This window comes from Streptomyces sp. NPDC096323 (assembly GCF_040302845.1).
Taxonomy (GTDB): Bacteria; Actinomycetota; Actinomycetes; order Streptomycetales; family Streptomycetaceae; genus Streptomyces.
The window spans coordinates 38,126-63,163 of the sequence record NZ_JBEOSI010000003.1; the positions used below are offsets into that span (position 1 = coordinate 38,126).

26 protein-coding genes and 2 pseudogenes are annotated in these 25,038 nt (G+C 67.4%); 14 read left to right on the forward strand and 14 right to left on the reverse strand.

From position 1 onward, the window contains the following. The first annotated feature begins 349 nt into the window (after nucleotides 1-349). On the forward strand, nucleotides 350-1,438 hold the full coding sequence (gene ychF / locus ABTX18_RS07995) for a redox-regulated ATPase YchF (protein WP_352121905.1): 1,089 nt from the start codon (nucleotides 350-352) through the stop codon (nucleotides 1,436-1,438). 230 nt (nucleotides 1,439-1,668) lie between these two features. On the opposite strand, the gene ABTX18_RS08000 is transcribed toward ychF, so the two are convergent. The 5 genes from ABTX18_RS08000 to ABTX18_RS08020 form a co-directional block, all read right to left on the reverse strand. Further along, nucleotides 1,669-2,232 carry a hypothetical protein gene (locus tag ABTX18_RS08000; protein ID WP_352121906.1) on the reverse strand — a complete coding sequence of 188 codons (564 nt, stop codon included), beginning with the start codon at nucleotides 2,230-2,232 and terminating at the stop codon, nucleotides 1,669-1,671. A gap of 131 nt (nucleotides 2,233-2,363) precedes the next feature. Beyond that, on the reverse strand, nucleotides 2,364-2,885 hold the full coding sequence (locus tag ABTX18_RS08005) for an HAD domain-containing protein (protein WP_352121907.1): 522 nt from the start codon (nucleotides 2,883-2,885) through the stop codon (nucleotides 2,364-2,366). Nucleotides 2,886-2,900: 15 nt separating this feature from the next. After that, a complete protein-coding gene (locus ABTX18_RS08010) occupies nucleotides 2,901-3,593 on the reverse strand; it encodes an SAM-dependent methyltransferase (protein WP_352121908.1) in 693 nt (230 codons plus the stop codon). Beyond that, nucleotides 3,594-4,505, reverse strand: a complete 912-nt coding sequence (locus tag ABTX18_RS08015; protein ID WP_352121909.1) for a phosphotransferase family protein — start codon at nucleotides 4,503-4,505, stop codon at nucleotides 3,594-3,596. A 77-nt stretch (nucleotides 4,506-4,582) separates the two neighbouring features. Then, the gene (locus tag ABTX18_RS08020; protein WP_352121910.1) at nucleotides 4,583-5,332 is read right to left on the reverse strand and encodes a hypothetical protein; all 750 of its coding nucleotides are present in this window, start codon (nucleotides 5,330-5,332) and stop codon (nucleotides 4,583-4,585) included. 203 nt (nucleotides 5,333-5,535) lie between these two features. Between ABTX18_RS08020 and ABTX18_RS08025 the strand changes: the two genes are divergently transcribed. From ABTX18_RS08025 to ABTX18_RS08045, 5 genes are all read left to right on the forward strand, one after another. Further along, nucleotides 5,536-6,891 carry an NsdA family TPR-like regulatory protein gene (locus tag ABTX18_RS08025; protein ID WP_352121911.1) on the forward strand — a complete coding sequence of 452 codons (1,356 nt, stop codon included), beginning with the start codon at nucleotides 5,536-5,538 and terminating at the stop codon, nucleotides 6,889-6,891. A 33-nt stretch (nucleotides 6,892-6,924) separates the two neighbouring features. Then, nucleotides 6,925-7,428: an NUDIX domain-containing protein gene (locus ABTX18_RS08030; RefSeq protein WP_352121912.1), complete on the forward strand. Its 504-nt coding sequence runs from the start codon at nucleotides 6,925-6,927 to the stop codon at nucleotides 7,426-7,428. A gap of 156 nt (nucleotides 7,429-7,584) precedes the next feature. Then, entirely contained in the window at nucleotides 7,585-7,713 is a 129-nt protein-coding gene (locus tag ABTX18_RS08035) for a hypothetical protein (RefSeq protein ID WP_352121913.1), read from the forward strand. A 104-nt stretch (nucleotides 7,714-7,817) separates the two neighbouring features. Then, nucleotides 7,818-9,440: a site-specific DNA-methyltransferase gene (locus ABTX18_RS08040; RefSeq protein ID WP_352121914.1), complete on the forward strand. Its 1,623-nt coding sequence runs from the start codon at nucleotides 7,818-7,820 to the stop codon at nucleotides 9,438-9,440. Further along, complete coding sequence (locus tag ABTX18_RS08045) at nucleotides 9,437-11,893, forward strand: DEAD/DEAH box helicase (RefSeq protein ID WP_352121915.1); 2,457 nt, start codon at nucleotides 9,437-9,439, stop codon at nucleotides 11,891-11,893. The genes ABTX18_RS08040 and ABTX18_RS08045 overlap by 4 nt, the downstream gene beginning before the upstream one ends. A 357-nt stretch (nucleotides 11,894-12,250) precedes the next feature. Here the strand turns inward: ABTX18_RS08045 and ABTX18_RS08050 are convergent, their stop codons facing one another. Together ABTX18_RS08050 and ABTX18_RS08055 are read right to left on the reverse strand one after the other, a co-directional pair. Beyond that, a complete protein-coding gene (locus tag ABTX18_RS08050) occupies nucleotides 12,251-12,625 on the reverse strand; it encodes a HEAT repeat domain-containing protein (protein ID WP_352121916.1) in 375 nt (124 codons plus the stop codon). Between the two features lie 106 nt (nucleotides 12,626-12,731). Beyond that, nucleotides 12,732-12,893: a CPCC family cysteine-rich protein gene (locus tag ABTX18_RS08055; protein WP_352122457.1), complete on the reverse strand. Its 162-nt coding sequence runs from the start codon at nucleotides 12,891-12,893 to the stop codon at nucleotides 12,732-12,734. A gap of 661 nt (nucleotides 12,894-13,554) precedes the next feature. Here ABTX18_RS08055 and ABTX18_RS08060 point away from each other — a divergent pair. Continuing rightward, entirely contained in the window at nucleotides 13,555-13,881 is a 327-nt protein-coding gene (locus ABTX18_RS08060) for a hypothetical protein (RefSeq protein ID WP_352121917.1), read from the forward strand. A 147-nt stretch (nucleotides 13,882-14,028) separates the two neighbouring features. Here the strand turns inward: ABTX18_RS08060 and ABTX18_RS08065 are convergent, their stop codons facing one another. Continuing rightward, nucleotides 14,029-14,751 carry a hypothetical protein gene (locus tag ABTX18_RS08065; protein WP_352121918.1) on the reverse strand — a complete coding sequence of 241 codons (723 nt, stop codon included), beginning with the start codon at nucleotides 14,749-14,751 and terminating at the stop codon, nucleotides 14,029-14,031. A gap of 555 nt (nucleotides 14,752-15,306) precedes the next feature. Here ABTX18_RS08065 and ABTX18_RS08070 point away from each other — a divergent pair. Together ABTX18_RS08070 and ABTX18_RS08075 are read left to right on the forward strand one after the other, a co-directional pair. Then, on the forward strand, nucleotides 15,307-16,743 hold the full coding sequence (locus ABTX18_RS08070) for a carboxylesterase family protein (protein ID WP_352121919.1): 1,437 nt from the start codon (nucleotides 15,307-15,309) through the stop codon (nucleotides 16,741-16,743). Between the two features lie 63 nt (nucleotides 16,744-16,806). Continuing rightward, on the forward strand, nucleotides 16,807-17,829 hold the full coding sequence (locus ABTX18_RS08075) for an alcohol dehydrogenase catalytic domain-containing protein (RefSeq protein WP_352121920.1): 1,023 nt from the start codon (nucleotides 16,807-16,809) through the stop codon (nucleotides 17,827-17,829). A gap of 281 nt (nucleotides 17,830-18,110) precedes the next feature. On the opposite strand, the gene ABTX18_RS08080 is transcribed toward ABTX18_RS08075, so the two are convergent. Then, nucleotides 18,111-18,734, reverse strand: coding sequence for a TetR/AcrR family transcriptional regulator (locus ABTX18_RS08080; RefSeq protein WP_352121921.1), 624 nt, complete (start codon nucleotides 18,732-18,734; stop codon nucleotides 18,111-18,113). A 124-nt stretch (nucleotides 18,735-18,858) separates the two neighbouring features. Here ABTX18_RS08080 and ABTX18_RS08085 point away from each other — a divergent pair, with 124 nt between their 5' ends. After that, the gene (locus ABTX18_RS08085) at nucleotides 18,859-19,851 is read left to right on the forward strand and encodes an aldo/keto reductase (protein WP_352121922.1); all 993 of its coding nucleotides are present in this window, start codon (nucleotides 18,859-18,861) and stop codon (nucleotides 19,849-19,851) included. A gap of 68 nt (nucleotides 19,852-19,919) precedes the next feature. On the opposite strand, the gene ABTX18_RS08090 is transcribed toward ABTX18_RS08085, so the two are convergent. Continuing rightward, nucleotides 19,920-20,867 carry a helix-turn-helix domain-containing protein gene (locus ABTX18_RS08090; protein ID WP_352121923.1) on the reverse strand — a complete coding sequence of 316 codons (948 nt, stop codon included), beginning with the start codon at nucleotides 20,865-20,867 and terminating at the stop codon, nucleotides 19,920-19,922. A gap of 87 nt (nucleotides 20,868-20,954) precedes the next feature. Between ABTX18_RS08090 and ABTX18_RS08095 the strand changes: the two genes are divergently transcribed. From ABTX18_RS08095 to ABTX18_RS08105, 3 genes are all read left to right on the forward strand, one after another. Continuing rightward, on the forward strand, nucleotides 20,955-21,350 hold the full coding sequence (locus ABTX18_RS08095) for an MmcQ/YjbR family DNA-binding protein (protein WP_352121924.1): 396 nt from the start codon (nucleotides 20,955-20,957) through the stop codon (nucleotides 21,348-21,350). Continuing rightward, a complete protein-coding gene (locus tag ABTX18_RS08100) occupies nucleotides 21,347-21,715 on the forward strand; it encodes an MmcQ/YjbR family DNA-binding protein (protein WP_352121925.1) in 369 nt (122 codons plus the stop codon). The genes ABTX18_RS08095 and ABTX18_RS08100 overlap by 4 nt, the downstream gene beginning before the upstream one ends. A 100-nt stretch (nucleotides 21,716-21,815) precedes the next feature. Further along, nucleotides 21,816-23,129, forward strand: coding sequence for a replication-associated recombination protein A (locus tag ABTX18_RS08105; RefSeq protein WP_352121926.1), 1,314 nt, complete (start codon nucleotides 21,816-21,818; stop codon nucleotides 23,127-23,129). A 238-nt stretch (nucleotides 23,130-23,367) separates the two neighbouring features. Here the strand turns inward: ABTX18_RS08105 and ABTX18_RS08110 are convergent, their stop codons facing one another. Next, entirely contained in the window at nucleotides 23,368-23,775 is a 408-nt protein-coding gene (locus ABTX18_RS08110) for a type II toxin-antitoxin system VapC family toxin (RefSeq protein WP_352121927.1), read from the reverse strand. Next, complete coding sequence (locus ABTX18_RS08115) at nucleotides 23,772-24,047, reverse strand: hypothetical protein (protein WP_352121928.1); 276 nt, start codon at nucleotides 24,045-24,047, stop codon at nucleotides 23,772-23,774. The genes ABTX18_RS08110 and ABTX18_RS08115 overlap by 4 nt, the downstream gene beginning before the upstream one ends. A gap of 54 nt (nucleotides 24,048-24,101) precedes the next feature. Between ABTX18_RS08115 and ABTX18_RS08120 the strand changes: the two are divergent. Next, nucleotides 24,102-24,245, forward strand: a pseudogene (locus ABTX18_RS08120) (Txe/YoeB family addiction module toxin); the annotation flags it as partial. Between the two features lie 143 nt (nucleotides 24,246-24,388). Here the strand turns inward: ABTX18_RS08120 and ABTX18_RS08125 are convergent. Beyond that, nucleotides 24,389-24,540: pseudogene (locus ABTX18_RS08125) on the reverse strand (type II toxin-antitoxin system Phd/YefM family antitoxin); the annotation flags it as partial. A gap of 162 nt (nucleotides 24,541-24,702) precedes the next feature. After that, on the reverse strand, nucleotides 24,703-24,918 hold the full coding sequence (locus tag ABTX18_RS08130) for a DUF6243 family protein (RefSeq protein WP_352121929.1): 216 nt from the start codon (nucleotides 24,916-24,918) through the stop codon (nucleotides 24,703-24,705). Between the last annotated feature and the right edge of the window lie 120 nt (nucleotides 24,919-25,038).

The window sequence follows — 25,038 nt, forward strand, 5'->3', positions numbered from 1 at the left end:
CGCCGACGGTCCCTCCGGCTTCCTTGGTCCCCAGCGGGGACAGCGGGGCCGGCCGGGTCTGCCTGCGCTGCGGGGGACGTGTCCTGTGCTGCTCCACCGGGACAAGGTAGGTCGCCGAGCGGCCGTAAGCGGGTGCGGGACACGCGCTTTGGTCGACCTTGGCGATGAGTTCGATGCCACACGGCCCAACGGGAACCGATTCCGTACGCATCCCCACGCATCCGGCACCCGGCCGGGCACCCGACAGGACGCGTGACCGCCCGCTCGCCCCCGCCCGTAAACTGGAGAATCGGCCCACCCGGGCCCGACGTCCATTCGAGCCCGTCCACCCCCTAGGGAAGTCGCCACCGTGTCGCTCACGATCGGAATCGTCGGTCTGCCGAATGTCGGCAAGTCGACCCTTTTCAACGCCCTGACCAAGAACGACGTGCTGGCGGCCAACTACCCGTTCGCCACGATCGAGCCGAACGTCGGCGTCGTCGGCGTCCCCGACCCGCGGCTGAACATCCTCGCGAAGATCTTCGGCTCCCAGAAGCTGCTCCCGGCGACGGTCGACTTCGTCGACATCGCGGGCATCGTGCGCGGCGCGAGCGAGGGCGAGGGCCTGGGCAACAAGTTCCTCGCGAACATCCGCGAGTCGGACGCGATCTGCCAGGTCATCCGCGCCTTCAAGGACGAGAACGTCGTCCACGTCGACGGCAAGGTCTCGCCCAAGGACGACATCGAGACGATCAACACCGAGCTGATCCTCGCCGACCTCCAGTCCGTCGAGAAGGCCGTCCCCCGCCTCACGAAGGAAGCCCGGCTCCAGAAGGAGAAGGTCGCGGTCCTGGCCGCGGTCGAGGAGGCCCAGAAGATCCTGGAAGCCGGCGACACCCTCTTCCACGCGGGCATCACGGCGGGCACCGAGAAGGGCCGCCTCCTCCACGAGCTGCACCTCCTCACCACCAAGCCCTTCCTCTACGTCTTCAACGTCGACGAGGACGAGCTGGTCGACGAGGACTTCAAGAACGAGCAGCGCGCCCTGGTCGCCCCGGCCGAGGCCATCTTCCTGAATGCCAAGATCGAGTCCGAGCTGATCGAGCTCGACGACGACGAGGCCCTGGAGCTGCTCCAGTCGATGGGCCAGGAGGAGCCCGGCCTCGCCACCCTCGGCCGCGTCGGCTTCGACACCCTCGGCCTGCAGACCTACCTCACGGCAGGCCCGAAGGAGACCCGCGCCTGGACCATCAAGAAGGGCGCCACGGCCCCCGAGGCGGCCGGTGTGATCCACACCGACTTCCAGAAGGGCTTCATCAAGGCGGAGATCATCTCCTTCGACGACCTGGTCGAAACGGGCTCGGTCGCCGAGGCCCGCGCCAAGGGCAAGGCCCGCATGGAGGGCAAGGACTACGTCATGCAGGACGGGGACGTGGTGGAGTTCCGCTTCAACGTCTAATACGTTCGGCGAAAGGTCGTCTGACCTGCGGTGGAGCGGGTTGGACGGCCTTTGTTCGCTCCTCGAAAGCGAGCCACACGTGCGCCCAGGCGTTCAGCGTCACCGCCGCGTTGGTGCGGCTGAGGTGGCGCGGAGACCGTCTTCACGGATGGGATGCGCCGTGCTTGGACAGCAGGCTGGCGCACTGATGCCCGAGGGCGTGGGTACGGCGCCCTTCGGTAAATCGGCTTTCACGCAGGGAGGCCGTGTTGGCTGTTCGCCTCGCCCGATCCAGGCTGGGTTGCGGTGACGCCCTTGTTCCGGTTGGCGAAGGGCCGCGCTTTGTGGCGTTCGATGAACTCAGCGATCAGTCCGGCCTCAGCGTTGCCCGGGTCCTGTTCGGGTGTCGCACGCCACGCGACAAGAAGGTTGTCCGAGTCCTCCAACTGCCAGATGTAGCGCCCACCCCAGTGGCCTACAGCCTGGCCGGCTCCATGCCTGCGATACTCGTCGAGCCGCTTACGGAGCCCCCGTCGGCCATCCTTCCCCGCCGATGCCTTGCCGACGTACACGATCGTGGCTCCCTCCACCCAGGCAGCCTCCAGCACGTCAACAGCCACCGATGGATCTCGCCCTTTGAGGTACCCAGCAGGACTGCGGGACAAAAAGGTCGGGGTGACCGTACTTGGGTGCAGCACCACGTAAATTCCTGCTTCTCCGGGAACTTTGCTGTCACGCAATCTGCTGAAGGGGACGAATCCTCTGAAGCCGCGATCTGTCAGCGTCGCTGGTGTCAGCTCTGACGTTGGGACCATGTGCCGCATTGTGCACTGCACTTGCGCCAAGGGCTCGGTTCTTGAACGGAGCAGGGGTGGTAACCGCGGCACAGGCAATCGCACAGCGAACGCTCAGGACGGTGTCTGCGGCTCTGGTTGCGTTCGCCTGTTCAGCTGCCCACTCCCCATACCGCGGTGAGATGGTCCGCAAGGAGCCCGACCTGGGGGTCGGGCTGTATGAGCAGGGTGAGTAGCCCGCGGGCGGTGCGCTCTTGTGCCCAGGCGTGGTCGAGGCTGGTGAAGTCGTCGTCGATCCAGACGGCGGGGGCGTCTGCCAGCCAGACGTCGACGTGGTCGCGTTTCCAGAGGTAGCCGTCGGGGTGGCTGGTGGTGATCTGAGGGCGAGGCAGGTCGATGTAAGGGAAGTCGGGCAGCCCCAGGAGAGGGCCGATGATCGTGGTGGCGTCCCTGCGCCAGCTTGTGCACCACACGGGGGTGACGAGTCCGCTGGTCAGGAGGTCGGCGAGAATGCGGCCCTGGCTCGGGTCGAGCCAGATGGGCACGGGGTCGTCGGGGTGCCGGCCGGTGGGCAGGACGGTGTGGCGGACGTGGGTGGGCGGGGTGCTGCCGTCGGCGGCTGGGAACGGGATGAGGACGCCGTCGATGTCCAGGAGCAGGTAGGGCAGGGGCATCGTTGCCTCCGTCGGTCAGCGTTTGCGGGCGGTGATCAGGAGGGTGGTGGGCCACGGGTCGCGGCGCGGGTGCCACAGCTCCTGTGTCGAGGTGATGCGCAGGCCGGTCCGGGAGAGGTGGGCTCCCCAGCGGCGGGCGTCGAACTCCCATCGTGCGAGGGGAAGTCGGGTGCGGTCGGGCATGGTGACGTAGTCCTCGCGCGAACGGTCGTCCGTGGATGGATGTCTTCCGGCCCGTGCCGGGTGCGGGACGGAGAAGGCCAGGACACCGCCAGGCTTCAGGCGTCGGGAAATGGCGGCGAGGAGGAGTTCGGGGGCGACGAGGCCGACGGCGCCGAAGACGGAGTAGATCGCGTCGAAGGTCTGGCCGGTGGCTTGCAGGTGGTGCAGTGCGTGGCCGGCGGCGAAGGTGGCGCCGTCGATGTGGCCGTAGTGGGAGCGGGCCCGACGCACCTGGAGGCCGACCAGGTCCACGCCGGTGGCGCGGGCCTGGTGGTGCTTCGCGAGGTGGGCCACGTTGTGGCCGGGGCCGCAGCCCAGCTCCAGGACGCGTTTGCCGCAGAGGTCCCGTCCCAAAATCTCGGCGCCGGGACCGAGGCCGGCGTGGGTGCTCCATTCCATCCGGGCAGGCGCGGTGAGGGCGTGTGCGGGGGCAGCGGCTGTGCGCTGGGCTGCATGGGTGTACCAGGGGGAGACCTGGGCGAGCACCTAGACCTCCAGGAGTTGGACCACATCGCCCAGGTGGCGGCGGACAACGGGGATGTACGCGGGGTCCTTGGCCGGATCGTCGATCCAGCGAATGGCCTGCTCCATGAACCACTCCACGGCCCACATGCGTTGCCAGCCCAGGGCCCATGCCTCTGCGGCCAGTCCGCCCCGCGCGGCAAGGGCGTCCTCATGACCGCCTGCGGTGACGTACTGCTCCAGGAACACCCGCATGCGGAAGGGGCTCGGCACGTCGGTGGTGCCGTGGTACGAGGCGAGGTCGATCAGGCCGGGTCCGGTGAAGGCGCGGGCGAAGTCGAGGAGGTGCCAGCCGTTCTCCCCGATGTGGACGCTCGTGGGGTGGAACTCGGAGTGGACCCAGCCGAACGGGTCGAGCGTCGCCCTCTGGACACGGGTCTCGGCTGCGCCGGAGATCTTCCTCAGCGCGGTCTCGATGTCGTCGCAGTCCGTCCATCGGTCGGCTTTCCGCAGCCGCTGGAGGTGATCGAGGGCTCGGCCGGGCAGGGCTGCGAGGCCCGCCCCGTCGAGGAAGGGCAGACCGCCCGCAGGGCGGGCGGCATGGAGCATGACGGCGGCGGCGACACCGTCGAGGTCGTCCGCGTTCCGTACGGGAGTGCCGAGGTCGTCCATGAGCATCCCGAGCCACTTGTCCTGCGTGGCAGTGGCGTGGAGGGCGGGGACCGGGAGGCCGCGCTGGTATGCCGCCCGTAGGGCCTGGGCCTCGCGGTCAAAGGGCTCCTTGGCGTACTTGAAAACGGCTGTGGTGCCGTCGGGGAAGGTGACGCGTTCGACGCCGGACATGCCCCAGACGCGAATCTCGGCACGGTCGGGGAGGGGCTTGCCGACGAGGGTGCACAGGTCGTTAAGCAGTGTGGCGGACAGGTTCTGGTCCATGGGGGTCTCCAGGGGCTGGTGGGCTCCGGGGCGGGCGGGCGCGAGCTGGCCCGCCCCGGAGCCGTACTGGGGTGGGGTTACTCGGCTGCGGTCACGCGGTGGGCGTAGACCTGCTCGATCCAGCCCGCCTTGAACTCGGCCAGGTCGTCACGGAAGTTGGCCATCGAGGCACCGTAGGGCGCGACGACGCCGCCGGACTGGTCCGGCACGGACTGGCAGCCGTGCACGAGTCGGCCACCGAGCGCGGCGTGGGCTTTGATGGACTCGATCCGTCGGTGCTCGTTGAACCAGCCGCCGTGGTAGACCTCGTCCAGCATTCCGCCCGTCTCGTCGTCCAGGTCGAAGACGACGGAGGTGGCGGCGGGGAAGAACCAGCACGGGCCGACGTTGGAGATGTGCCCGTCCAGCTCGACCTTGTTGAGCGCCATCAACGTGGCCGCCTCGCGCAGCATGCGCAGATGATCGGCAGTGATCTGCGGCAGGCCGAGGCCGGCCAGGTGCTCCTCGCGGAAGAGGTACGAGTACACCCTGTCCGCCGTCACCAGCACGCGGGCCGCGTCCGAGGTGGACTCGCCGTGGTTCTTGAGGAAGTCGAGCGCGAGCTGCTCGACGGCGCTCTCGGTGGTCTCGTCCACGTCGAGGAGCTGGGCCTTCACCAAGTCCCAGTCGGCGACGAGCCAGGTGCTGGACTCGAAGCGGAAGAAGTACTCGGCCGGGTCGATGAGGATGCGCCGGCCGTCCACCTGGATGCCGGGCAGGCGATTCCAGCGCGGGTCGAAGGCGTCGGGCAGCTCGACCGTGATGGTCGCGGTGTCGATGGTGGTCACCGTGTCTCCGTCTCTGATCGTCCGGGCAGGGGCACAGGAATGCCCGAGCCCGTTGGGGCGTACGGAACTTGGGAGCCGCCCGGCCCGTGATGCCCGTGAGTGGGGCGACTGTCGATAAGTGAACCGCCCGCTACGCAGAGTGGGTACGGTGTGGGCGAGGCCAAGCGGTATACACGGTTTACGGAATCGGAGCGGAGGCGATCGTGCCAGCACCGACCAGCGCCAACTCCCGCCTGCGCGACACGATCAACGCCGCCGGGTGCACGTACGAGACACTTGCCAAGGACGTACGCCGCATCGCCGCCGAGAACGGCGAACTACTCCAGACCAACAAGTCGGCCATCTCCCACTGGGTGGGCGGTGCCCGCACACCGACCGGCCAGGCAGGCCAGTACCTCGCCGAAGCCCTCTCCCGGCGGCTGGGCCGCGTCGTCACCCGAACCGAGCTCGGCCTCCACTCACCCGACACGGAGCCGCCACCGGACACCGACCCCGTCACCGCGGTCACCGACCTCGGCCGCGCGGACGTCGAGCGCCGCCGCTTCCTCGCCATCGCCGCCTTCACCACGGCCGGCGTGGCCATGCCGCTCCTGCACGACCACGAAGCCACCTCGCGGATGCTCCGTGCCCGCACCGCACGCTCCCTCGTCGGCAGCGACGACATCGACGTTGTACGACAGATCACGGCAGCCTTCAGCGCCGCCGACGAGAGGCTCGGCGGCGGGCACGGCCTGACCACGGTCACCGCGTACCTTGCCGACACGGCGGCCCCCATGCTGCGCGGACGGTTCTCCTCGGAAGCCTTACGTCAGGCCGCCTTCGGCGCTGTTGCCGAACTCGCCTACCTCGCAGGGTGGAAGCACCACGACCTTGGACACGAAGGTGCTGCCCAGCGCTATTACCAGGTCGGCTACCAGCTCGCCTGCGAAGCTAACCCTCACGGCCACGCCGCATGGATGATGCGCGCCCTCGCCCACCAGTCCCTCAGCCTCAAGCAACCCCACCACTGCGTGGACCTCGTCAAAGGCGCGCTCACCCGCGGCCTCGGACACGTGGACGGCCAGACCGAAGCGCTCCTCCACATCACGCACGCCCGCGCCTACGCAGCCGTAGGCGAGAACCCATTGGCCGCCCGAGCTCTCCTAGCCGCCGAAGACGCACTCCTGCGCGAGGATGGCCCCCAGCCCAGCTTCTCCCGCGTCAGCGGCCCCGCCGCCGGCACAGTCGCCAGCCACACCGCACGCACGCTGACCGACCTCGCCGACCACATCGGTACGGAACAGCAGCACCGCGACGCGCTCACCCGCTGGGACCCGGAGAAGTACAAGCGCGTCCACGCACTCACCCACGCCGACCTCGGCGACAGTCTCGCCGCCCAGGCCCGAGCCGACGAAGCCGTCGCGGCCTGGACCCAGGCCCTGGTCCTCATGGAGGGCATGACCTCAGACCGCACCCGCAAGGCGATCACCTCGATCCGCTCGACGCTCGCGATCTACCAGCAGCGCCGCGTCCCCGGAGCCGCAGATCTCGCCCGCCGAGCCCGCGAGGCCCTCGCCTAACATGCCCAACAACCGCCCGACGAAAGGAACCCCGTGGCTCAGCAGACCGACGACCGCTCCCCGGCCCTCAAGCCTGCGCTCGAATCGATGACCCTGCTGGTCGCGGCTGTCATCGTCCACGACAAGGCCGCCAACCGCGTGGTCCTTCTCCAACGCAGCGAGAACGCCAAGTTCGCCCAGGGCAAGTGGGACCTGCCGGTCGGCAAAAGCGAACCGGGCGAGCCCATCACCGAGACCGCGGTCCGTGAGCTCTACGAGGAGACGGGCCTCTCGGTGAAGCCCGAGTCCCTCAAGGTCGCCCACATCATCCACGGAGCCTGGGGCGTCGAAGCCCCCAACGGTTTCCTCACGGTCGTCTTCGCCGCCCACGAATGGACCGGCGAACCCGAAAACCGCGAACCCCGCAAGCATTCGCAGGTCCGTTGGACCGACACCAACGCCATCCCCGAAGCGTTTGTAGATAGCACGGCCAGCGCCCTCCATCACTACCTGAATGACGGTTCGGAGGTCTCGCTTGACGGCTGGTCGGCAGCGTGAGCATCACGCTGCTCCACCTCACACCCAAGGATCCGCATTTTTCGCCTACGCCGGCTGCGAGCGGGGCTGCGCAGGCCCCCCAGTGCCGGACGCTCTGCCCTGCACGGGCCGCCGTGACGGTTACGGGCCCCGCAGACAGACGAGGTGATGGTGCCCATGGACACGGAAACCGTGGATGCCACGGGCGATGTTCCACGGGTCGCGATCCGCGAGGTGGTCGAGGCCGTCATTTCCGCAACGCAGGAGGATGGCACCTCCAGCGCCCCCGGCAGTGAGAGCGGTTGAGGCTGCGTGGTTGGGGCGGTTATGTGGGGTGACGTGTGAAGCAGCCTCCGTTGTCAGTCCACCCCGGTACGCTTCCCAAGGTCACGACAGTTGGAGGAAATGGCATGGGCACCTCGGGGCGACTCAGCCTGTCTTGGGTTAACAAGGACAGGTCGCTCATCAGTACTCAGGATGGCGGCTACGAGTGGCTCGACCGGGATGACTACCGGGTGACCGAGACCCGCCTACTTCGCGATGTCGCAACTGTGGGTGAGGTGCATGGCGACCTCAAGCGCGCTGAAGACAATCTGCTCATCGCAGGGGACAGTGGAGACGCGCTCAGGGCGCTCACGAGGCTCCCCGAGTTCGCGGACAGGTATCGCGGCAAGGTAAAGCTCGTATATATCGATCCGCCGTTCAACACGGGTCAGGCTTTCGAGCACTACGACGACGGTGTGGAGCACTCCGTCTGGCTCACGATGATGCGTGAGCGACTTCTGCTTATCCGAGATCTCCTTGCAGAAGACGGAAGCGTGTGGGTGCATCTAGATGACTCGGAAATGGCGTACTGCAAGGTACTCATGGATGAGATCTTCGGGCGGTCGAATTTTGCTGCAACGATTGTCTGGGAGACCGACGCCGGTAGGAGAAATGACACTGCCATCAGTACGGTGCAGGACTACATTCTAGTCTTTGCGAAGAATTGGAACGTGTGGCGTCCGACTAGGAACCTTCTCCCACGAACCGCCGATCAAGAAAAGCGGTACAAGAATCCAGACGGCGACCACCGGGGGCCATGGCTTCAGGGAGCGGACAGTACGGCGAAATCTGGGTCAGAGGCTATGCGCTATCCAGTCACGCTCCCTTCGGGGCGTATTGTTACCCCTCCGAGTGGGGTCTACTGGCGTTTCTCCAGGGAGAACTTCGAGCGTGCGCTTGAAGAGGGGCGCGTTTACTTCGGCAAAGATGGCAACAGGATGCCCATCGTCAAGAGGTATCTGTCGGAAGTTCAGTCGGGTGTAGTTCCGCGGACTTGGTGGCCGGCCGCAGAGGTTGGTAGCAATATGGGCGCCAAGCGTGACCATTTCCGAAAGATGTTTCCGGACGTTCCGGCATTCGCGACACCGAAGCCTGAAGGTCTCATGGAGCGTGTGATTACTATCGCATCCAATCCGGGTGACATCGTTCTTGATTGCTTCGGTGGATCGGGGACCACGGCTGCTGTTGCGCATAAAATGGGTAGGCGTTGGGTTGCTATCGAGCGAGAGCGTGCAACTGTTGAAACATTCTTGCGACCTCGTCTTGAGATGGTCGTAAACGGCGAAGAGCCAGGTGGAGTAACCGCTTCCGTTGGATGGGAGAAGGGTGGGGGGTTCCGTCATCTGGAAGTTGCCCCATCCATGTATGAGCGCTTGGGTAATCGGCTGCTCCTCGCCCCGTGGGTGGCTGGAGACGCCTTCGCTGCGGCCGCCTGCGCGCAGATCCCCGGGTTCGAGCTGCAGCCGGGTGCCCAGGCGCCGTTCGTCGGGGGGAAGGGGCGGCAGCGGCTTGCCGTTGTCGACGGGCTTGTCTCCGAGAGCACAGTTCGGTCCGTCGTTGAAGCCCTCAGCGAGGACGAGAGGGTTCTCATCGTGGCCAAGAGTTACCTGCGCGAGGCGGCAACCCTTCTGGAGAACCTCAGCCCGGGCTCGCGCATCAAGAAGGCTCCTCAGGACCTGTTGGACATGAAGGGACGTGTGCTGCGTTGAGCTGGATCACATACGACCAGGCGACGATCGAGGACCTGGCTACCCGCATGGAGTTGCGGGATCCCAACCGTCGCGCCATGGCCAAGGTCGTCGAGGAGATCCAGTCGGGGGACGGCCGAGAGGTCGTTTGTGATCTGGCAACAGGCGTAGGCAAGACGTACATTTGCCGGGCTCTGATTGATTACCTCGCTTCGCAGGGTGTTCGCAACATCCTGATCGTTACCCCGGGCCGGACCATCCAGAGGAAGACGGTCGCCAACTTCGACCCCGGCAGTCCGAAATTCGTGCCAGGCGCCAACTATGAGCCTATCGTCATCACCCCGGAGAACTATGCGGGTGGTCGTGTTGGTGATGCGCTGCATGATCCGGATGCGCTGAAGGTATTCATCTTCAATGTCCACTTGCTCACGAAGCCGACAGCGAAGACGTCCCGTACTGCGCATGTGACCGACGAGTTTATCGGGACAGCTCTGTACGACCACCTGCGCACGGCTGATGATCTCGTCGTCATCGCCGACGAGCATCACGTTTACCGGAGCGAGGCGAAGAAGTTCCACGAAGCCGTCCGGGACCTCGAACCCCGTGCGCTTGTGGGCCTGACGGCCACCCCTGACGAGACGGACCGAAAGGTCCCCGGCAGGGTCGTCTTCCAGTACTCCCTTGCTGAGGCCATTGCGGACCAGCTCGTCAAGGTGCCGGTCATCGTCTATCGCGAAGACGGGCACACTGATGTTCGGACTCAGCTCGCTGACGCCTGTCATCTGCGCAAAGTGAAAGAGGAGACCACTCAGGATTGGGCTGAGATCCACGGGCGTCCAATGGTCAACCCTGTTCTCTTCGTGGTCTGCCAGAGCATCGAAGAGGCGACAGAGGCTGCCGATATTTTGGCGGGTCCGGGATTCATTGAGGAGCCGGGAGCCGTCCTGCAGATCACGTCGGGTAGCAAGGAGGACGCCCTCGAAGCTCTCGGCGACATTGAGAACCCTGACTCTCCGGTCCGGGCCGTGGTCTCGGTGAACATGCTCAAGGAAGGCTGGGACGTCAAGAACATCAGCGTCATCGTGGCGCTGCGGACACTCGCCTCCGAGACGCTCACGGAACAGATCCTCGGCCGCGGTCTGCGTCTGCCGTACGGGGAGCGTGTCGGCTTCTCGATGATCGACAGCGTCGACATCATCGCTCACGAGTCGTACCGGCGGCTGCTGGCCTCGAAGGACTCCCTTCTGGAGAACACTCTTCTGCAACGGGCGACGCCGGGAAGCGGGGCTGCGGGGGCTGGTGGCGCTGCACCCACGCCCTTGCGCACCGAGACGGAGACTCAAGGGATGATCGTCTTCACTGGCGAAGCCCCTGTCAGGGACGGAGGGTATGGCGCAGATGTGCCCGAGACGGTCTTCCTCGGCATGGCCGATTTGGAGCACCGGCTCGCCGAAGCTGGGGCGGAGAAGAAGCAGATCCCGCAGAGCATGAAGCCCAAGGAAGGGGCGCCCGTCATTAAGTTTCCCAGCAGGCGTCTGCTGGAGAAGCCTGACACGTACAGCCTGTCTTTCGTCAGCTCAGAAACCGTGGCGGCGGAGGGGAAGAAGTTCAAGCATGCGATAGAGGTCGAGCTGAGGCGTACGGCGGTGGACGCCACACGCGGCATCGACGATGCCGTCACCACGTTCACGCAGGAGCAGAAGTCCGCCACCGCGACGCAGCGCAGTTTGCCGATCGTGAAGGTCAAGGAAGACCTGGAAGATCGGATTCTCAACCTGCCGCAGTTGAAGCTCACGCACGACGAGGTCGTGCATGCCGGCCGCATCGTGGGAGCGTTCCTCGGAGCGGCGATCGAGACGGACGACGAGGACAACACTCCATGGGAGGAGGCGCGGGCAAAGCTTGCGCTGAGCCACTTGGAGAGGCTGGTGGTCGCCAGTTTCCGGCAGAAGCTCGCCAAGACCGAGCACGAGTTCGTGACGGTGAGCATCCCGCCCCCGATCCAGCCGTGGCCTGGACAGACCATGCCGAAAATGCAGATCACTGAGAAGGTGATCCGGGGCATGGGATACACAGGTTGGGATAGCTCGATTCTTCCGGTCGTGTACTTCGACGCGCGGTCGACCGAGGTCAAGCTCGCCAATCTGATGGATGTGAGCCCCAAGCTCAAATGGTGGCTTCGGCTCGAATCGCGCGGAGACACCTACATCCAGCTCGACAACGGTTCCCGGTATTTCCCAGACTTCATCGCCGTCGATGTGGAGGGCGTGCACTGGCTCGTCGAGGGTAAGTCCGATGCGGAGTCGTCCAGCGAATCGGTCCTTGCGAAGAAGGCCGCTGCCGAAGCGTGGGCGAAGGAGGTGACCGAGCTCGGACAGTTCGGGATGTGGAAGTACCTGTTCGCCACCGAGGCACACCTGAGCCAGTCGAACAGCTGGGGCATCCTGCTGACGGTCACGGGCGCCCGGGGATAGAGCCATGCATGATGGCATCACCCGACCTCAGTCTGACGATTGACGGCCGGGTGATGCCATGGCGTTGACGACGGGCGATCTCCTGCTCTATGCACGAGGCGATAACGGGCCGAGGCGCAGGAAGCGCCGCAATAGTCGTCCAGTACAGGTGAGATGACCGGACAGCGGCACTGACTCCAAGGCGCGCTTCAGGCGCAAGCGTGCCGAGTGCTCGGCACATTACCTCGCTGGTATTCGTAGGTGAGGAGAGCTCTCGGTGAAGTGGGACGAGGGCCAGCCCGGGGCCGTCGTCCGCAGTGGTGGCTCGCAGGCGCGCGGTGAGCGGTGGAACGACGGGGGCGTGTGCGCCGAGTTCGGTCAGGGCTCAGCGGATGCCTTCCGGCTCGCTCCAGTCCGGTGGCGTCGCCGTTCCAGACAGGCGCGATAGGCGCGGCGCACGGGTTCGACCGCGCCGTCGATCTTCAGGCTGGCCAGGGCCATCGTCGCCCATTCCCGGACGGTGGAGTCGTCGCTGCGCAGGAGGGCGATCAGAGCAGGGCCGCAGCGTGGGTCCGCCACCTCTTCGAAGACCTCGATGGCGGTGAGCTGCCCGAAGCCGCCGAGGGAGGGCAGTCCGTTGATCATGGCGTGGATGGCGTCGGAGCCGATGCCGATCAGTTCCGCGCGGGCGTCGTACGACGGTCCGGTCGAGTCGTCGAGCTGATGGATGAGTCTCTCGATGTGAGTGGTCATGGGTGATCGCGGCGCCAGAAAGTGAGGAGCCACCAGCAGAGCACCGAGCGGTCGGCGGGCCACGGAGCGCGGTCCTCGGCTGTCCAGTCCTCGAAGGAGTCACGCGTCAGGTTTGATGGGGCGCCAGGCGGGGTCGAGCGGCTCGTCCTCGGTCGGCGGGCGGACATACGGAGACCTTGTTCGCGCCGCCGCTCATGGCCGGCCAGCGGAACTGGACCCCGCCGTCCTCCCAGAAGTAGACGGGACAGACCTCGTACGAGCCGGGCATCGTGTCCAGCAAGCGGTGCCCGCAGCAGGGACACGGGTAGAGGTCGTTCACCTGCGCAGTCTCGTTGCAGGTCCGGTCGGTGCGCCATGGATTTCTCTGCCTCGGTACGCCCGGTCAGTCCGCAGACAGTCCGCAGGACACCCGTAAACAGCCGTCTGGAGCCAACGCACGCCAACCAGGAAGTCCCAGGTCAGAGCCCTGGAGGGGGCTCCGCCGCAGGTCAGGATCAGACCGCAGACATTCCGCTTCAACGTGTAGCGGCTGACTTATCACCACGTCGCCGATCTGGCAAACATGCAGGTTGGAGAGGGCCCGACTCTTTGGAGTCGGGCCCTTGGTTTTTTCCCGTGCTGGGATGGTGCTGGGATAGCTGACCCCTCGTCACCTGTCATCACCCCTGCTCATCCCTACCGTGCTGGGATCGTGCTGGGATGGGATGGGAACGCCGTGCTGGGACGTTGGCCGGCGCTGGCTCAGTACGAGCGGGGCCCGTACGGACTCCAGCCGTGGAGGAAGGGTGCAAGCTCGGCGGCGTCGGGTTTGGGTGGTGTGGGGAGCTTTGGCGCTGAGGCGGTCTCGGAGAGACGTTGGAGGTGCGTGGTGGCGAACGCGAGCCATTCCTCGGTCCCCGCCTTCTCCTCGCGGGCGGGAGCGCTGCGGCGTGAGTGCGCACGGCGGCCATGTACTCGGCGAGGCGCGTGGCTCGATGCCAGGCTTCGGCCTGCTCGTCGAGCTGTTTGACGCGGTAGGCGTGGGCGTAGGCAGTGCGGGCTTCTTGCATGGCGGCTTCCCAGCGGCGCCGTCTGTCTTCGGCGGCTCGCTGGTCTGCGCGGAGCCGGCGTTCGGCGGCCTCTCCGCGCAGCGTGATCTCCTGCGCGATCTCGGTGAGTTGGTCTTCGAGGGGCCGATTGGCGGTGTCGGCCCATTCCGTGCGCGGTGTGGGTTGCCGCCGCGGAGGATGAAGCGCAGCCGGTCGGAGGGGGTGTAGTCGAAGCGGGGGATGCGCATCCAGCTGTGCTTCTTGGCGTCGGCGAGTTCCTTGGCGGTGGGGATGTGTTGGCTGCGGTCCTGTTCCTGGAGAACGAGGAAGCCGACCGTTTCGCCTTGGGCGGTAATGGTGAAGTGCGGCTCGGCTTTACGGCGTCGGTGCGGTGGGGGGCGCCTTGCGTGGGGCCGAGTGCCGCGACGTGGCCTTGTTCTTGAGCTGTGGTGATGAGTGCGTGGATGATCGCAGGGCTCGCCCTTGAACGGTCTTGGTCAATCCCATGGGCTGGGGCTGCTTTTGAAGTGCGGCCACCACGGCGTGGGGGCGGTTGAGCCGCGCGGGTACGGGGAGTGGAGCGAGTTCGGCGATACGCCAGGCGGGAATGTCGACGAGCTTGATCTCGTAGCCCCGGTGGGTGTGATTTCCGTAGGGCTCTTGAGTGTTGGGGATCTTGCCGGACTTGCGGGTGATGCTGACACGTGATGCCCAATTCACGGCGTGAGGGCCGGTGTCGATGGGCTTGATGAGGTAACCGTTGTTGGCGGCCAGTTCTTCGAGGAGCTGGTCGGCGTAGATCGCGTGGGTCTTCGGCGGGGTTCTCGGACGCGGCCTTCTTACGTCTGCACGGGGGTTTTCTGGGGCGTGGCTGCTGGTTTCTGTGGGGGAGTTGTTGTCGTTGCCGCTGTACTGCCGCCCCTTGTCGGTGAGTTCGGCGGTCCAGTACCGCCGACGTTTGGTGATCTTGACGAGCCCTCGGTTTTGCAGGGCTTGCGCGCTGACCTTGTAGGTGGTGTCGTTCCAGGTTCCGTCGGGGCATCCGTTGCTGATCCAGTCGAGCACGGCTTGCTGGCGTTCGTTGAGATCTTGCTGCACGGCCCTTCCCCAAGGTGCAGTCATTGCTGCTGTGGAATAGATGCCCTGTCGCAGTGGGACCAAGCCGAGGTGTGGCGGGGCAAGCGTGTTCTCCCGGTTACGGCCTCTCCCCTTCTCCGGAGCGAGCCCGGAGGCAGCTATCGCGCGGCATGACAGGGCGGGGCGCCACCCTCTGGTCGGCAGCGGTCGAACGCTGCGGCTCGGTCGCGGACGACAGGTCGGCCCTACGCAGGTCACGGCCGTCGTAGACAGCGACGCCACCGAGCCCGCACGGGACGGCGACGGTCCGGCGAGGCAGGCGCGCAGGCGTGGTCCGGCTACTCGGAAGGGCCGCAGCGGCGGAGGGGGCAGCGGGGTGCCTCCGGGGCGTAAGGGCGCTGGGGTCCGCGGACGACGAGGAAGAGGAATGGCTGACTGTCACCTGGTGACCATCAGGTGACCGCTGCCCGGCGGGCGATTTGCTGGACCCCAGGGAACGATGGGAGAGCGTCACCATGAGCGACCAGCCGCCGATACACCGCGCGAAGCATCCGAACCGCGCCGGAAGGACATGCCATGACCGCCACCACACCCAAGGCTCCGACTACACCAGGGGTGCGGTCCTGGTGGGGAATTCCGTACGCCACCGCCGAGCGGTACCGCCGGCCCGTGGTCGCCGGCTTCGCTCCGGATCGCTCCTATGACCGCAAGGGCGTCGTCTCTGTCCAGCCCGACAGCGGCGACTGGCTCGAAGCGGACAGCGGGATGGGCGAGGACTGCCTGAACCTGAACGTGTGGGCCCCCGAGCAGCCGGCCGGGAAGGCGCTGCCGGTGGCCGTGTACATCCATGGCGGCGGATTCGAGTACGGCGCGAACACACAGATCACCTCGAACGCCGCCGGTCTCGCCGCGTCGGGGCGCGTGGTGGGCGTGTCGGTCAACTACCGGCTCGGCGCGCTGGGCCCGCTCTCGCTCTCGCAGTACGGCGGGAAGCTTGCCGAGGCCAGCAACCTCTTCCTCCAGGACATCATCGCCGCGCTCACCTGGGTCCAGCGGAACATCGCCCACTTCGGCGGCGATGCGGACAACGTCACCGTCTACGGCCACAGCGGCGGCGCCTACTCCTCCCTCGGACTGCTTGGCGCCTCTTCCGCCGACGGCCTGTACCGGCGCCTGGCCGGGTTCTCCGGCGGGCCCGCCCGCTCCATCCCGGCCTGGTGGGCCGAGGAACTCGCGCACTTGTTCGTCGCCGAACTCGGCGTCGCGGACAACCCGGAGAAGCTGCTGGACCTCGACCCGCTCTCCCTGCGGGACGCCCTGCGCAAGGTCGCCCCGACGGACCTCGGAGAACGGGGCGGGGTGGACAACAAGGCCACCGGCGTCGTCCTGGACACCGGACAGCCCGGTGCGGTGGTGCACGCCCACCCCATGGACGTGCTCGCCTCGGGCGCGCACCGTGACGTCGACATCCTGCTGAGCATGGCCAGCGACGACATGGGCTGGTGGGTGGCGAACGACCTCGACCGGTTCGACCCGGGCACCATCGACGGCATCGTCGACGAGGTCTCGGGGTGGCGTATTCCCCGCTCCCGCGCCAAGAAGATCGTCGACGCCTACGACCAGGGCGGCCGTACCCCGGCCGAGGTCCGCGCCGCGGTCATGGCGGACTACCTCTTCGCGATCCCCGCAGCCCGCGGCGCCCTGGCCCACGCCGCCGTCGGCGGCAACGCCTACCTCCTGATGATCGGCCCCGCGGAGGGCGCGCCCGCCGTGCACGGCACCGAGATGTACGCGCTGGTCGGCCAGGAAAAGCCGGGTCGCAGCGCCGAACAGGCCGAGCGGGACACCCGTATCCGCGACATCGTGCTCGACTTCGCCACCGGTGAGCACTCCCGTCTGTGGCCCGCGGTCACGGACAAGCCCACCTCGCAAACCGTCGGCAACTCTCCCTTCGACGGCACCGCCCACTACCAGCAGGTCCTCGACCTGTGGGAAGGCATCGACCGCCCCTGACGGCCGGCGGGCGATACGGAACTGCACGCCAAGGGGGGCGAAACAGAGTAAGGAAAACTCGACATGAGCCAACCGACAGCAGCCGGCGACGCCGCACCGGCGACGATGAGGGCCGTCGTTGTCACCCGGCCCGGCGGCCTGGAGGCACTGGAGATCAAGGACGTCCCGGTGCCCGTCCGCAAGCCCGGCTGGGTGCGGATCGAGGTCAAGGCATTCGGCGTCAACGAATCCGAGGTCACCACCCGCAAGGGAGAGTCGGACGCAGTGGTCACCTACCCGCGTGTTCCCGGCATCGAGGGCGTCGGCGTGGTCGACGAGGCCGACGAGGGCAGCGGTCTGCGGCCGGGACAGCAGGTGGCCACGATGATGGGCGACATGGGCCGCAGTTACGACGGTGCCTACGCCCAGTACGTGACCGTCCCCGCGGCGCAGGTCATCCCCTTCGAGACCGGCCTGCCGTGGGAGGTCGTCGGTGCGCTGCCGGAGATGTTCCAGACCGCCTACGGATCACTGACCCGCGGCCTGGATCTCAAGGCCGGGCAGACGCTGCTGATCCGCGGCGGCACCTCCACGGTCGGGCTGAGCGCTGCCACGATCGCGAAGGACCTCGGAGCGACCGTGTTGTCCACCACCCGCACCCCGGCGAGGTCCGGGGAACTGCGGGCCGCAGGCGTCGACCACCCCCTCGTCGACAACGGCACCCTCGCCGACCAGGTGCGCGAGCTGATGCCGGACGGTGTCGACGCCGCCCTGGAACTGGTCGGCTGCTCGGTCCTCCCCGACACCCTCAACGCCGTCCGCCGCCACGGCACGGTCTGCTTCACCGGAGCCCTGGCGGGCCAGTGGACGATCCCCGACTTCAGCCCGTTCATGCTCCCGGGTGGGGTGCGGCTGACGTCCTACGGCGGTGAGGCCGCCGACCTCCCGGCCGACGTCTTCGCTCACCAGCTGCAGGCCATCGCCGCCGGGCGTCTCAACGTGCCGGTCGCGAAGGTCTACCACGGCCTGGAACAGGTCCGCGACGCCCAGGCCGACCTCGAATCCGGCGCCACGCCGGGCAAGCACGTCGTCGTCCTGGACGACTGAGAACTGATCGCGGGACGCGACAAGGTCATCGCACACATCGTGCGCAGTGGGTGCCTCAAGCCGGCGGCGAGCGTCGGCGGGGGCCGTTGTTTCCGAAGGAGAGAACAGATGGCGGACCAGACAGCAGCAGACTTTTTTGGTGCCACGGCCATCCGGCCCCCGTCGGACCCGGAGCTCGCACCCGTCGAGGAGGTGCGGGGCGCTGCTTTCCGGCCCTGTCGGATGGCGGCCGGCGCCGTTCGGGGGATGTGCGGGCAGGGCTGCCCCAGGTCGGGTGGACCTCAGCGCACTCGAGGGAAAAGCCGCTCGACAGCGGTCACCACCGCGGCGCGGCGGGCGGCGGTGGTGGGGTCCACGGCGTGTGCGGCGGCGGCCTCGCTGAGTTCGGGTTGTGATGCCCAGGTCATGGCGATCTGGTTGACCAGGGCGAGGACGTCGGCCGGGTCCCAGGCGGGGTCGAGCTGTCCGGCCTGTTGCACCTGGCGGAGCTGGTCGATTTTGCGGGCGAGCAGTGCCTGGGCGGGATCGTCGGCAACGGCTGTGGTGCCCGGCAGTTCGAGGCGGCCCCAAGTGATCAGGCGGTGGTGGTCTGGACGGGCGACGAAGTAGTCGAACAGGCGGCCCGCGTAGCCGGGGAGGTCGCACGGGTCTATCTGGGTGGCCTCGGCGATGACGACGTGCTCCCGTGCGGCGACGGCGGCATAGAGCGCGTCTTTGCCGCGGAAGTAGGCGTAGACGCGTTCTTTGCTGGTCTTGGCGAGTTTGGCGATGCGGTCCACGCGGGCGCCGGCGATGCCGTGGCGGGCGAACTCCTCCATGGCGGCGGTAAGAATGCGCTCGCGCGTGGTGTCGCCGACGGCGGCTGCGGGCGCTGCGGTCTGGCCGGAGTCGCGGGACTGGGACATGGTCCCAGGATAGAGCACCAAACCGTTTGGTTTGGCATCTGGGTGATCGGCGCGTAGAGTCAAACGGAACAGTTCGGTTTGACCTGTGCGGGTGAAGCCGGCGAACTACTCAGGGAGTGAACTCATGCAGCACCGCAATCTGGGCTCTCAGGGTCTGCGCGTCTCGGCGCTCGGCCTGGGGACCATGGGCATGTCCATGGCCTACGGCGCCTCGAACGACGACGAGGGCATCGCGACCATCCGCCGCGCCCACGAACTCGGGATCGACTTCTTCGACACCGCCGAGCTGTACGGCGCCGGTACCGGCAGCAACGAGATGCTCCTGGGTGAGGCAGTCAAAGACTTCCGCGACGAGGTGGTCCTTGCCACCAAGTTCGGCTTCGACATGACCGCCCCGGCGATCAGCCCCGCCTTCGACAGCCGCCCGGAAAACATCCGCAAGGTCGCCGAGAACAGCCTGCGCTACCTACAGAGCGACCATATCGACCTCTTCTACCAGCACATCTCCGACCCCGACATTCCGGTCGAGGAGGTCGCCGGCGTGGTCGGCGAACTGATCACCGAAGGCAAGGTGAAGTACTTCGGCCTGAGCAACGTCGGCCCCCAGTACATCCGCCGCGCCCACGCCGTCACCCCGGTCTCCGTGCTCCAGTACGAGTACTCGCTCTTCGAGCGGGAGGTCGAGGAGGAGATCCTTCCCGTTCTGCGGGAACTCGGCATCGGCCTGGTGCCCTACTCCCCGCTCGGCCGTGGCTTCCTCACCGGCCAGGTCAAGCCCGCCAGCGAGTACCCCGCGGACGACATGCGCAGCTGGGACGAGCGCTGGCAGGGCGAGAACTACACCTACAACCTGCACGCCACCGAACAGCTCAAGGATCTGGCCGACACCAAGGGCATCACCACCGCCCAGCTCGCGCTGGCATGGCTGCTCGCCCAGGGCGAGGACATCGCGCCCATTCCCGGCACCCGCAGCACCAAGCGCATCGAGGAGAACGCCGGCGCCACCGACGTCCAGCTCTCCGCCACCGATCTGGCCCGCATCACGGAGATCCTCCCCCACGGCTCGGCGGGCGGCCGCCTCCCGGCCGCGGTGCTGTCCAGCTTCACCACAGACTGACCGTGCCGGCACCCGCGCGTACGAGGCTGGGCCCGTCGGCCAAGGCGGCACGCGGGGGCTCGGGAACCTCAACCAGCGGGAGGCGGGGGGAGCGTCGTGGTCTCGTCGGCCGCGAAGGCGGCCGGGGTGAGGCCGGTGCGGTCGCGGAAGAAGCGGCCGAAGTTGGCAGGATCGGTGAAGCCGAGGTGGTCGGCCACGGACCGGGCATCCCATCGGGCACCTCCCAGCAGGCGCCGGGCTTCGAGCAGGCGCCGTTCGTCGATGAGTTCACGTACCCCCTTACCGGTAGTTTCCCGGGCGGCGCGGCTGAGGGTGCGGACCGAGCAGCCGATCAGCTCTGCGTAATCCGCGGCCCGATGCAGCTCGCGGAAGTGCAGCTGCAGGGCGTCCGCGAACCGTCCGTAGGTGTCGCCACGGCTCGTGCCGGCACTCGTGTCGGCGGGGGTGATCCCGGGGGCGCCTGCGAGGCGTAACAGCAGTGATTCGAGCAGGCTGCGCCGCAGGGCGTGGTGGACGTCGAGGGGTCGGCGCCCGAGTGCGCGGTGTTCGTCCAGAAGCTGGAGTGCCGTCTGCTGGAGCCAGGCGGTGTCGTCGGGGTGCGGGCTCAGCACGGCAGGAGCCGCGTGTGCGGTGAGCGGGGCCAGCAGGCGGGCGATGTCGGGCCGCAGTACATCCGGTTCGAACAGGATGAACGGGCCGCGGGCGGCGCCGGGCGGATGCCAGCACTGCGCGTGCCCGGGACGCACCCACAGCCACTGGCCGGGGCTGACGGTCCGCGTGAGGTGGTCGACGTCGTGCCGCAACTCGCCCTCGGTGACGGCGATGAGGTAGTGGAAGGTGGCGCGGCCCGGGCGGGGCGGGTTCCACGGCCAGTCGTCGTGCTGGGCGAAGAATTCCTCGACGGTGCTCACCTCAAGGCCGTACGGGGTGCCGACCGGGGGCTGGAAACCGTACAGCGGGACCGTGGCCGGTCCGGCCTGTCCGCTCGGGCTGGGGTGTCGCTTGTCGACCATCATGTGTCCGCAGCCTACTGCCCTATTTGTCGGCTTCGAAGGAAGAATGGGGTGTGCCGCCGCGACCACCCCGTGAGGAAGGCAACGCCCATGAACGGAACGACCCTGCACAAGACCGCCGCCGACCGCGCCGAGGGGCTTCCCGGAGCCCAGCTGGAGCATCCCTTCGGCGACGACTGGGAGGTCTTCAAGGTCCGCGGCAAGGTGTTCATGCTGATGACCGAGGTCCCGGGGCGACCCGTCGTGATCCTCAAGGCAGACCCCGGCGAAGCCCACGCCCTGCGGGAGCAGTACAGCCACATCACTCCCGGCTACCACATGAACAAAAGGCACTGGATCACCCTGGAGGGCGGGGGTGGCGTTGACAGGGAACTCGTCGATGAACTCGTCACCGACTCCTACCGGCTCGTCGTCGCCCACCTGCCCCAGGCCGAGCGGCCCGTCGACCCCCACACCTACGGCCGCCGCACGCGGGCAGCGCGGTGAGCGCGGCCGGCAGCCGGCTCCAGGACACTGCCCGCCAGACGGCCCTCGCGCTGCCCGGGACAGACCACGGTCACCCGTTCACCGAGCACCTGGACGTCTACAAGGTCGCGGGCAAGGTGTTCCTGATCGTCACAGACGACCCGGACGAGCAGATCATCACGGTCAAGTGCGAACCCGAACACGCCCGCGCGCACATGCACGCCCACGCCTCGATCACACCGGGCCGCTACCTCGACAAACGGCACTGGATCTCGCTCGGACCAGGCCCCGGCATCACCAAGCGGCTGGTCACCGGCGCAGTCGAGGATTCCTACGACCTGGCCGTCGCGCGGCTGCCGCGACGCGACCGCCCCCGTATCCGATGAGCACTGCAAGCGCGCGCACGAGCCGCTGAGCCCGCGCCTGTCAGTGCCCCGTGCAAGGCTCGCCACGCCCGCACAGCTCCGCCCGCAATCTGAGAGACCGATGGAACCGACCGAAGCGACCCTGCCGCTCTTCGATGAGGAGCCCGCCCGGCCACTGGCCGACCGGCTGCGTCCCACCCGACTGGAAGACGTCGTCGGGCAGGACCACCTCCTGGCCCCGGACGCCCCGCTGGGCCGCATGGTCGCCCAGCGGCGCCTCGGTTCCGCCATCCTGTGGGGCCCGCCCGGCGTGGGGAAAACGACCATCGCCCGCCTCCTCGCGGACGGCAGCAACCTGGCCTTCGAACCGGTGTCGGCCACCTTCTCCGGCGTGGCGGAGCTGCGCAAGGTCTTCGCCGCCGCCCGCAGCCGACGCACCATCGGCCGGGGCACCCTGCTGTTCGTCGACGAGATCCACCGCTTCAACCGCGCCCAGCAGGACAGTTTCCTGCCCTACGTCGAGGACGGCACGATCACCCTGATCGGCGCCACCACGGAAAACCCCAGCTTCGAACTCAACGGCGCCCTCCTCTCCCGCACCCAGGTCCTCGTCCTCAAACGCCTCGACGAAGCCGCCCTGTCCACACTCCTCGACCGCGCCGAGGACCTCACCGGCCACCGGCTGCCCCTGGATGACGACGCCCGCCGCGCCCTGATCGCCATGGCCGACGGCGACGGCCGCTACCTGCTCAACATGGCCGAACAGCTCCATGCCCTCCCGCACCTCGGCACCCCCCTGGACACCGCCGCGCTCGCCCACCACATCCAGCAGCGCGCCCCGCTGTACGACAAGGCACAGGAGGGCCACTACAACCTGATCTCCGCGCTCCACAAGTCGATGCGTGGCTCCGACCCGGACGCGGCCTTGTACTGGCTCGCCCGCATGCTCGACGGCGGGGAGGACCCCCTGTTCGTGGCCCGCCGCCTGGTCCGCTTCGCGAACGAAGACATCGGCATCGCCGACCCGCACGCCATCCAGCAGGCACTCGCCGCCTGGGACGTGTACGAGCGACTCGGCTCCCCCGAGGGCGAGTTGGCGATCGCGCAGGCCGTCGTGTACCTCGCCACGGCCCCCAAGTCCATCGCCGTCTACCGCGGCTTCAATGCGGCCCACCGATCCGCTCGCCGCACCGGCTCACTCATGCCGCCCGCCCACATCCTCAACGCCCCGACCCGGCTGATGAAGGACATCGGCTACGGCAAGGACTACCAGTACGACCCCGACACCACCGACGGCTTCTCCGGCGCCGACTACTTCCCCGACGGCATGGAGCACGAGACCTACTACCAGCCCACCCGCAACGGCTACGAGTCCCAGATATCCGAGCGCCTGCGCCACTGGACCGGCTTGCGCGCTCGTAGGCGCAGCGGCTGACGTGGACGTATGGGCAGCGGACAGAGCCCGCACACGACAGAAGGGTGATGAGTCGTCGTGCGATCCGCGCATTCGATGCCGCGCGGTCCGGAGGTGTGCGGATCCACGACTCGCGACCGTGAGGGACAGTTGGCGAGGTGGATTCCCCACGCATGGGACTAACGCCGATGTTACTGACATCGGCGTCAGCCGTTCTCGGGTCGCGAGTCGTCTTCGGTGGAAGGGGTAAATCCCAAGGTCAGACGTCCTTGATCTGTACGCGGTCGCCGCACAGTCTGGCCCAGTCGTCGCGGTCCGAGGTCAGTACGAGGACGGGCGCCGGGGAGCGGAGTGCCATCGCGGCGACGAGGGCGTCGATGGCGTACTTGTGGCCGTGCAGGCCACCGGTATCGCTCAGTAGCTGCACGGCGGTGAGGCTGTCCGCCTGGGTGATGTCCTGGACCTGGAGGCGGGAGAGCAGCCAGTGCAGCCGGGCGGTGTCCGTCTTCCCGTAGACGGCCTCCACCACCGTCAGGGCCGATACGAGGACGGGCACCCCTATGCGCCGAGCGGCCTCGATCCGGGTGACCATCTGGCGGTCGTTCCGCAGCAGCAGGGACAGCGCCTGGGAGTCCAGAACCAGGGTCCTGGCCGCGGGCTCCTTCATGCGGCGCTGTCGCCGGATGCGTACGGCGCCGGTGCGTCACCGAACAACTCGCGCTGCGCGGCCTGGATCTCGGCCTCGCTCAACGGCTCGTGCTCGGCTTCGTAGGCGGCCACGATCTCGGCGAGGCCGTCCATCGCCAGCTGATGCCGGACCGCCGCGGTCACGTAGGCGGACACGCCACGCTTGCCGGTGCGCGCGCGCAGAGCACCGAGGAGTTCCGAGGGCATCGAGACGGAGATGTTCTCCGTGCCGCCCGGGCGAGGCGACTTCATGACACCAGACTAGTACAGGATCTATTACATCGCTGAGGTTCTGTGCGGCCCGCATCGTTCACGGGGATCGGTAAGCCCGAACCACTCAAGTACCACCTGCCCGGAGCTTGGTCGAGGCGGATCGACGACGAGCATCGTCTCGTCTACCTGGTGACGGACAAGGAGATCGTGGTTTTGGCGGCTCGCTACCACTACTGAGTGCTGCACTGTTTCCCAGCACTGCTCGGATCATCGTCGGCGGGGCCGTCGGGGGCCTGTTCAACCGGTGATCGGGTCGGCGCGGGCGGCCGGATCGAGAGCCGCCGCGACCGCAGGAGTGAGGGCGTGTCCGGCGAGGAGGACTCCTCAATCGGGATGCCCGCCGCCGGATTCGCCATGCGCTCGTCGATCATCCGGTTGATCTCGCGCTCTTCCCGTCCCGGTCGGCCCGCTCCACGACCTCGGCCAGGTGGGCGCGTACGTCGCGAACATCGCGAATGGACTCTATGGGCAAGGGGTGGGCGGCAGGCGCTCTAGTGCGCCAGGTGTCCCATGTGTCCCGTGTTTGCAGAACGCGACGGGTGAGTGCGCGGCCGGCTACCTCGCGCGGACCTCGTTCCGCCTGGGATCGCAGGGCGAGCCGTATCAGGACCGACCACCCTGCGGCGGCGGTGCGTCAGCTCTGGGCGGTGTCGTCGTCCGTCTGCGCGGGGCCTTCGGAGGCCTCGGCCTTTTCGCGCATCTTGCGTACCAGCTCCGCCTTCTGGTCGGCGGCGGCCCGGCGGTCGAGGTTGCGGTGCGGGCCGTTGTTCTGGCGTTCGGTGCGGGACAGCCTCTTGCGCTTGCCGCCGCCCATGCCCACGGGGTTGTTGATGTTCTTGCTCACGGTCACGGGTTCTCCCGGTGTTGATGCGAAGTGATCGAGTGATCTACGGACTTCCTCGGTGAGGACGGGCGGCGTCGGCGGGGGCCGCTCACGCGTTCACTCGTACATCGGCGGGTGGAAGAACAT

Excerpts from the sequence above, each read along its gene's own strand:
- ABTX18_RS08000 (WP_352121906.1), bottom strand. The coding sequence starts at position 2,232 with ATGGTCCCAACGTCAGAGCTGACACCAGCGACGCTGACAGATCGCGGC.
- ABTX18_RS08005 (WP_352121907.1), bottom strand. The coding sequence starts at position 2,885 with ATGCCCCTGCCCTACCTGCTCCTGGACATCGACGGCGTCCTCATCCCG.
- ABTX18_RS08015 (WP_352121909.1), bottom strand. The coding sequence starts at position 4,505 with ATGGACCAGAACCTGTCCGCCACACTGCTTAACGACCTGTGCACCCTC.
- ABTX18_RS08035 (WP_352121913.1), top strand. The coding sequence starts at position 7,585 with ATGGACACGGAAACCGTGGATGCCACGGGCGATGTTCCACGGGTCGCG.
- ABTX18_RS08040 (WP_352121914.1), top strand. The coding sequence starts at position 7,818 with ATGGGCACCTCGGGGCGACTCAGCCTGTCTTGGGTTAACAAGGACAGG.
- ABTX18_RS08050 (WP_352121916.1), bottom strand. The coding sequence starts at position 12,625 with ATGACCACTCACATCGAGAGACTCATCCATCAGCTCGACGACTCGACC.
- ABTX18_RS08055 (WP_352122457.1), bottom strand. The coding sequence starts at position 12,893 with ATGCCCGGCTCGTACGAGGTCTGTCCCGTCTACTTCTGGGAGGACGGC.
- ABTX18_RS08070 (WP_352121919.1), top strand. The coding sequence starts at position 15,307 with ATGACCGCCACCACACCCAAGGCTCCGACTACACCAGGGGTGCGGTCC.
- ABTX18_RS08075 (WP_352121920.1), top strand. The coding sequence starts at position 16,807 with ATGAGCCAACCGACAGCAGCCGGCGACGCCGCACCGGCGACGATGAGG.
- ABTX18_RS08080 (WP_352121921.1), bottom strand. The coding sequence starts at position 18,734 with ATGTCCCAGTCCCGCGACTCCGGCCAGACCGCAGCGCCCGCAGCCGCC.
- ABTX18_RS08085 (WP_352121922.1), top strand. The coding sequence starts at position 18,859 with ATGCAGCACCGCAATCTGGGCTCTCAGGGTCTGCGCGTCTCGGCGCTC.
- ABTX18_RS08090 (WP_352121923.1), bottom strand. The coding sequence starts at position 20,867 with ATGATGGTCGACAAGCGACACCCCAGCCCGAGCGGACAGGCCGGACCG.
- ABTX18_RS08095 (WP_352121924.1), top strand. The coding sequence starts at position 20,955 with ATGAACGGAACGACCCTGCACAAGACCGCCGCCGACCGCGCCGAGGGG.
- ABTX18_RS08105 (WP_352121926.1), top strand. The coding sequence starts at position 21,816 with ATGGAACCGACCGAAGCGACCCTGCCGCTCTTCGATGAGGAGCCCGCC.
- ABTX18_RS08110 (WP_352121927.1), bottom strand. The coding sequence starts at position 23,775 with ATGAAGGAGCCCGCGGCCAGGACCCTGGTTCTGGACTCCCAGGCGCTG.
- ABTX18_RS08115 (WP_352121928.1), bottom strand. The coding sequence starts at position 24,047 with ATGAAGTCGCCTCGCCCGGGCGGCACGGAGAACATCTCCGTCTCGATG.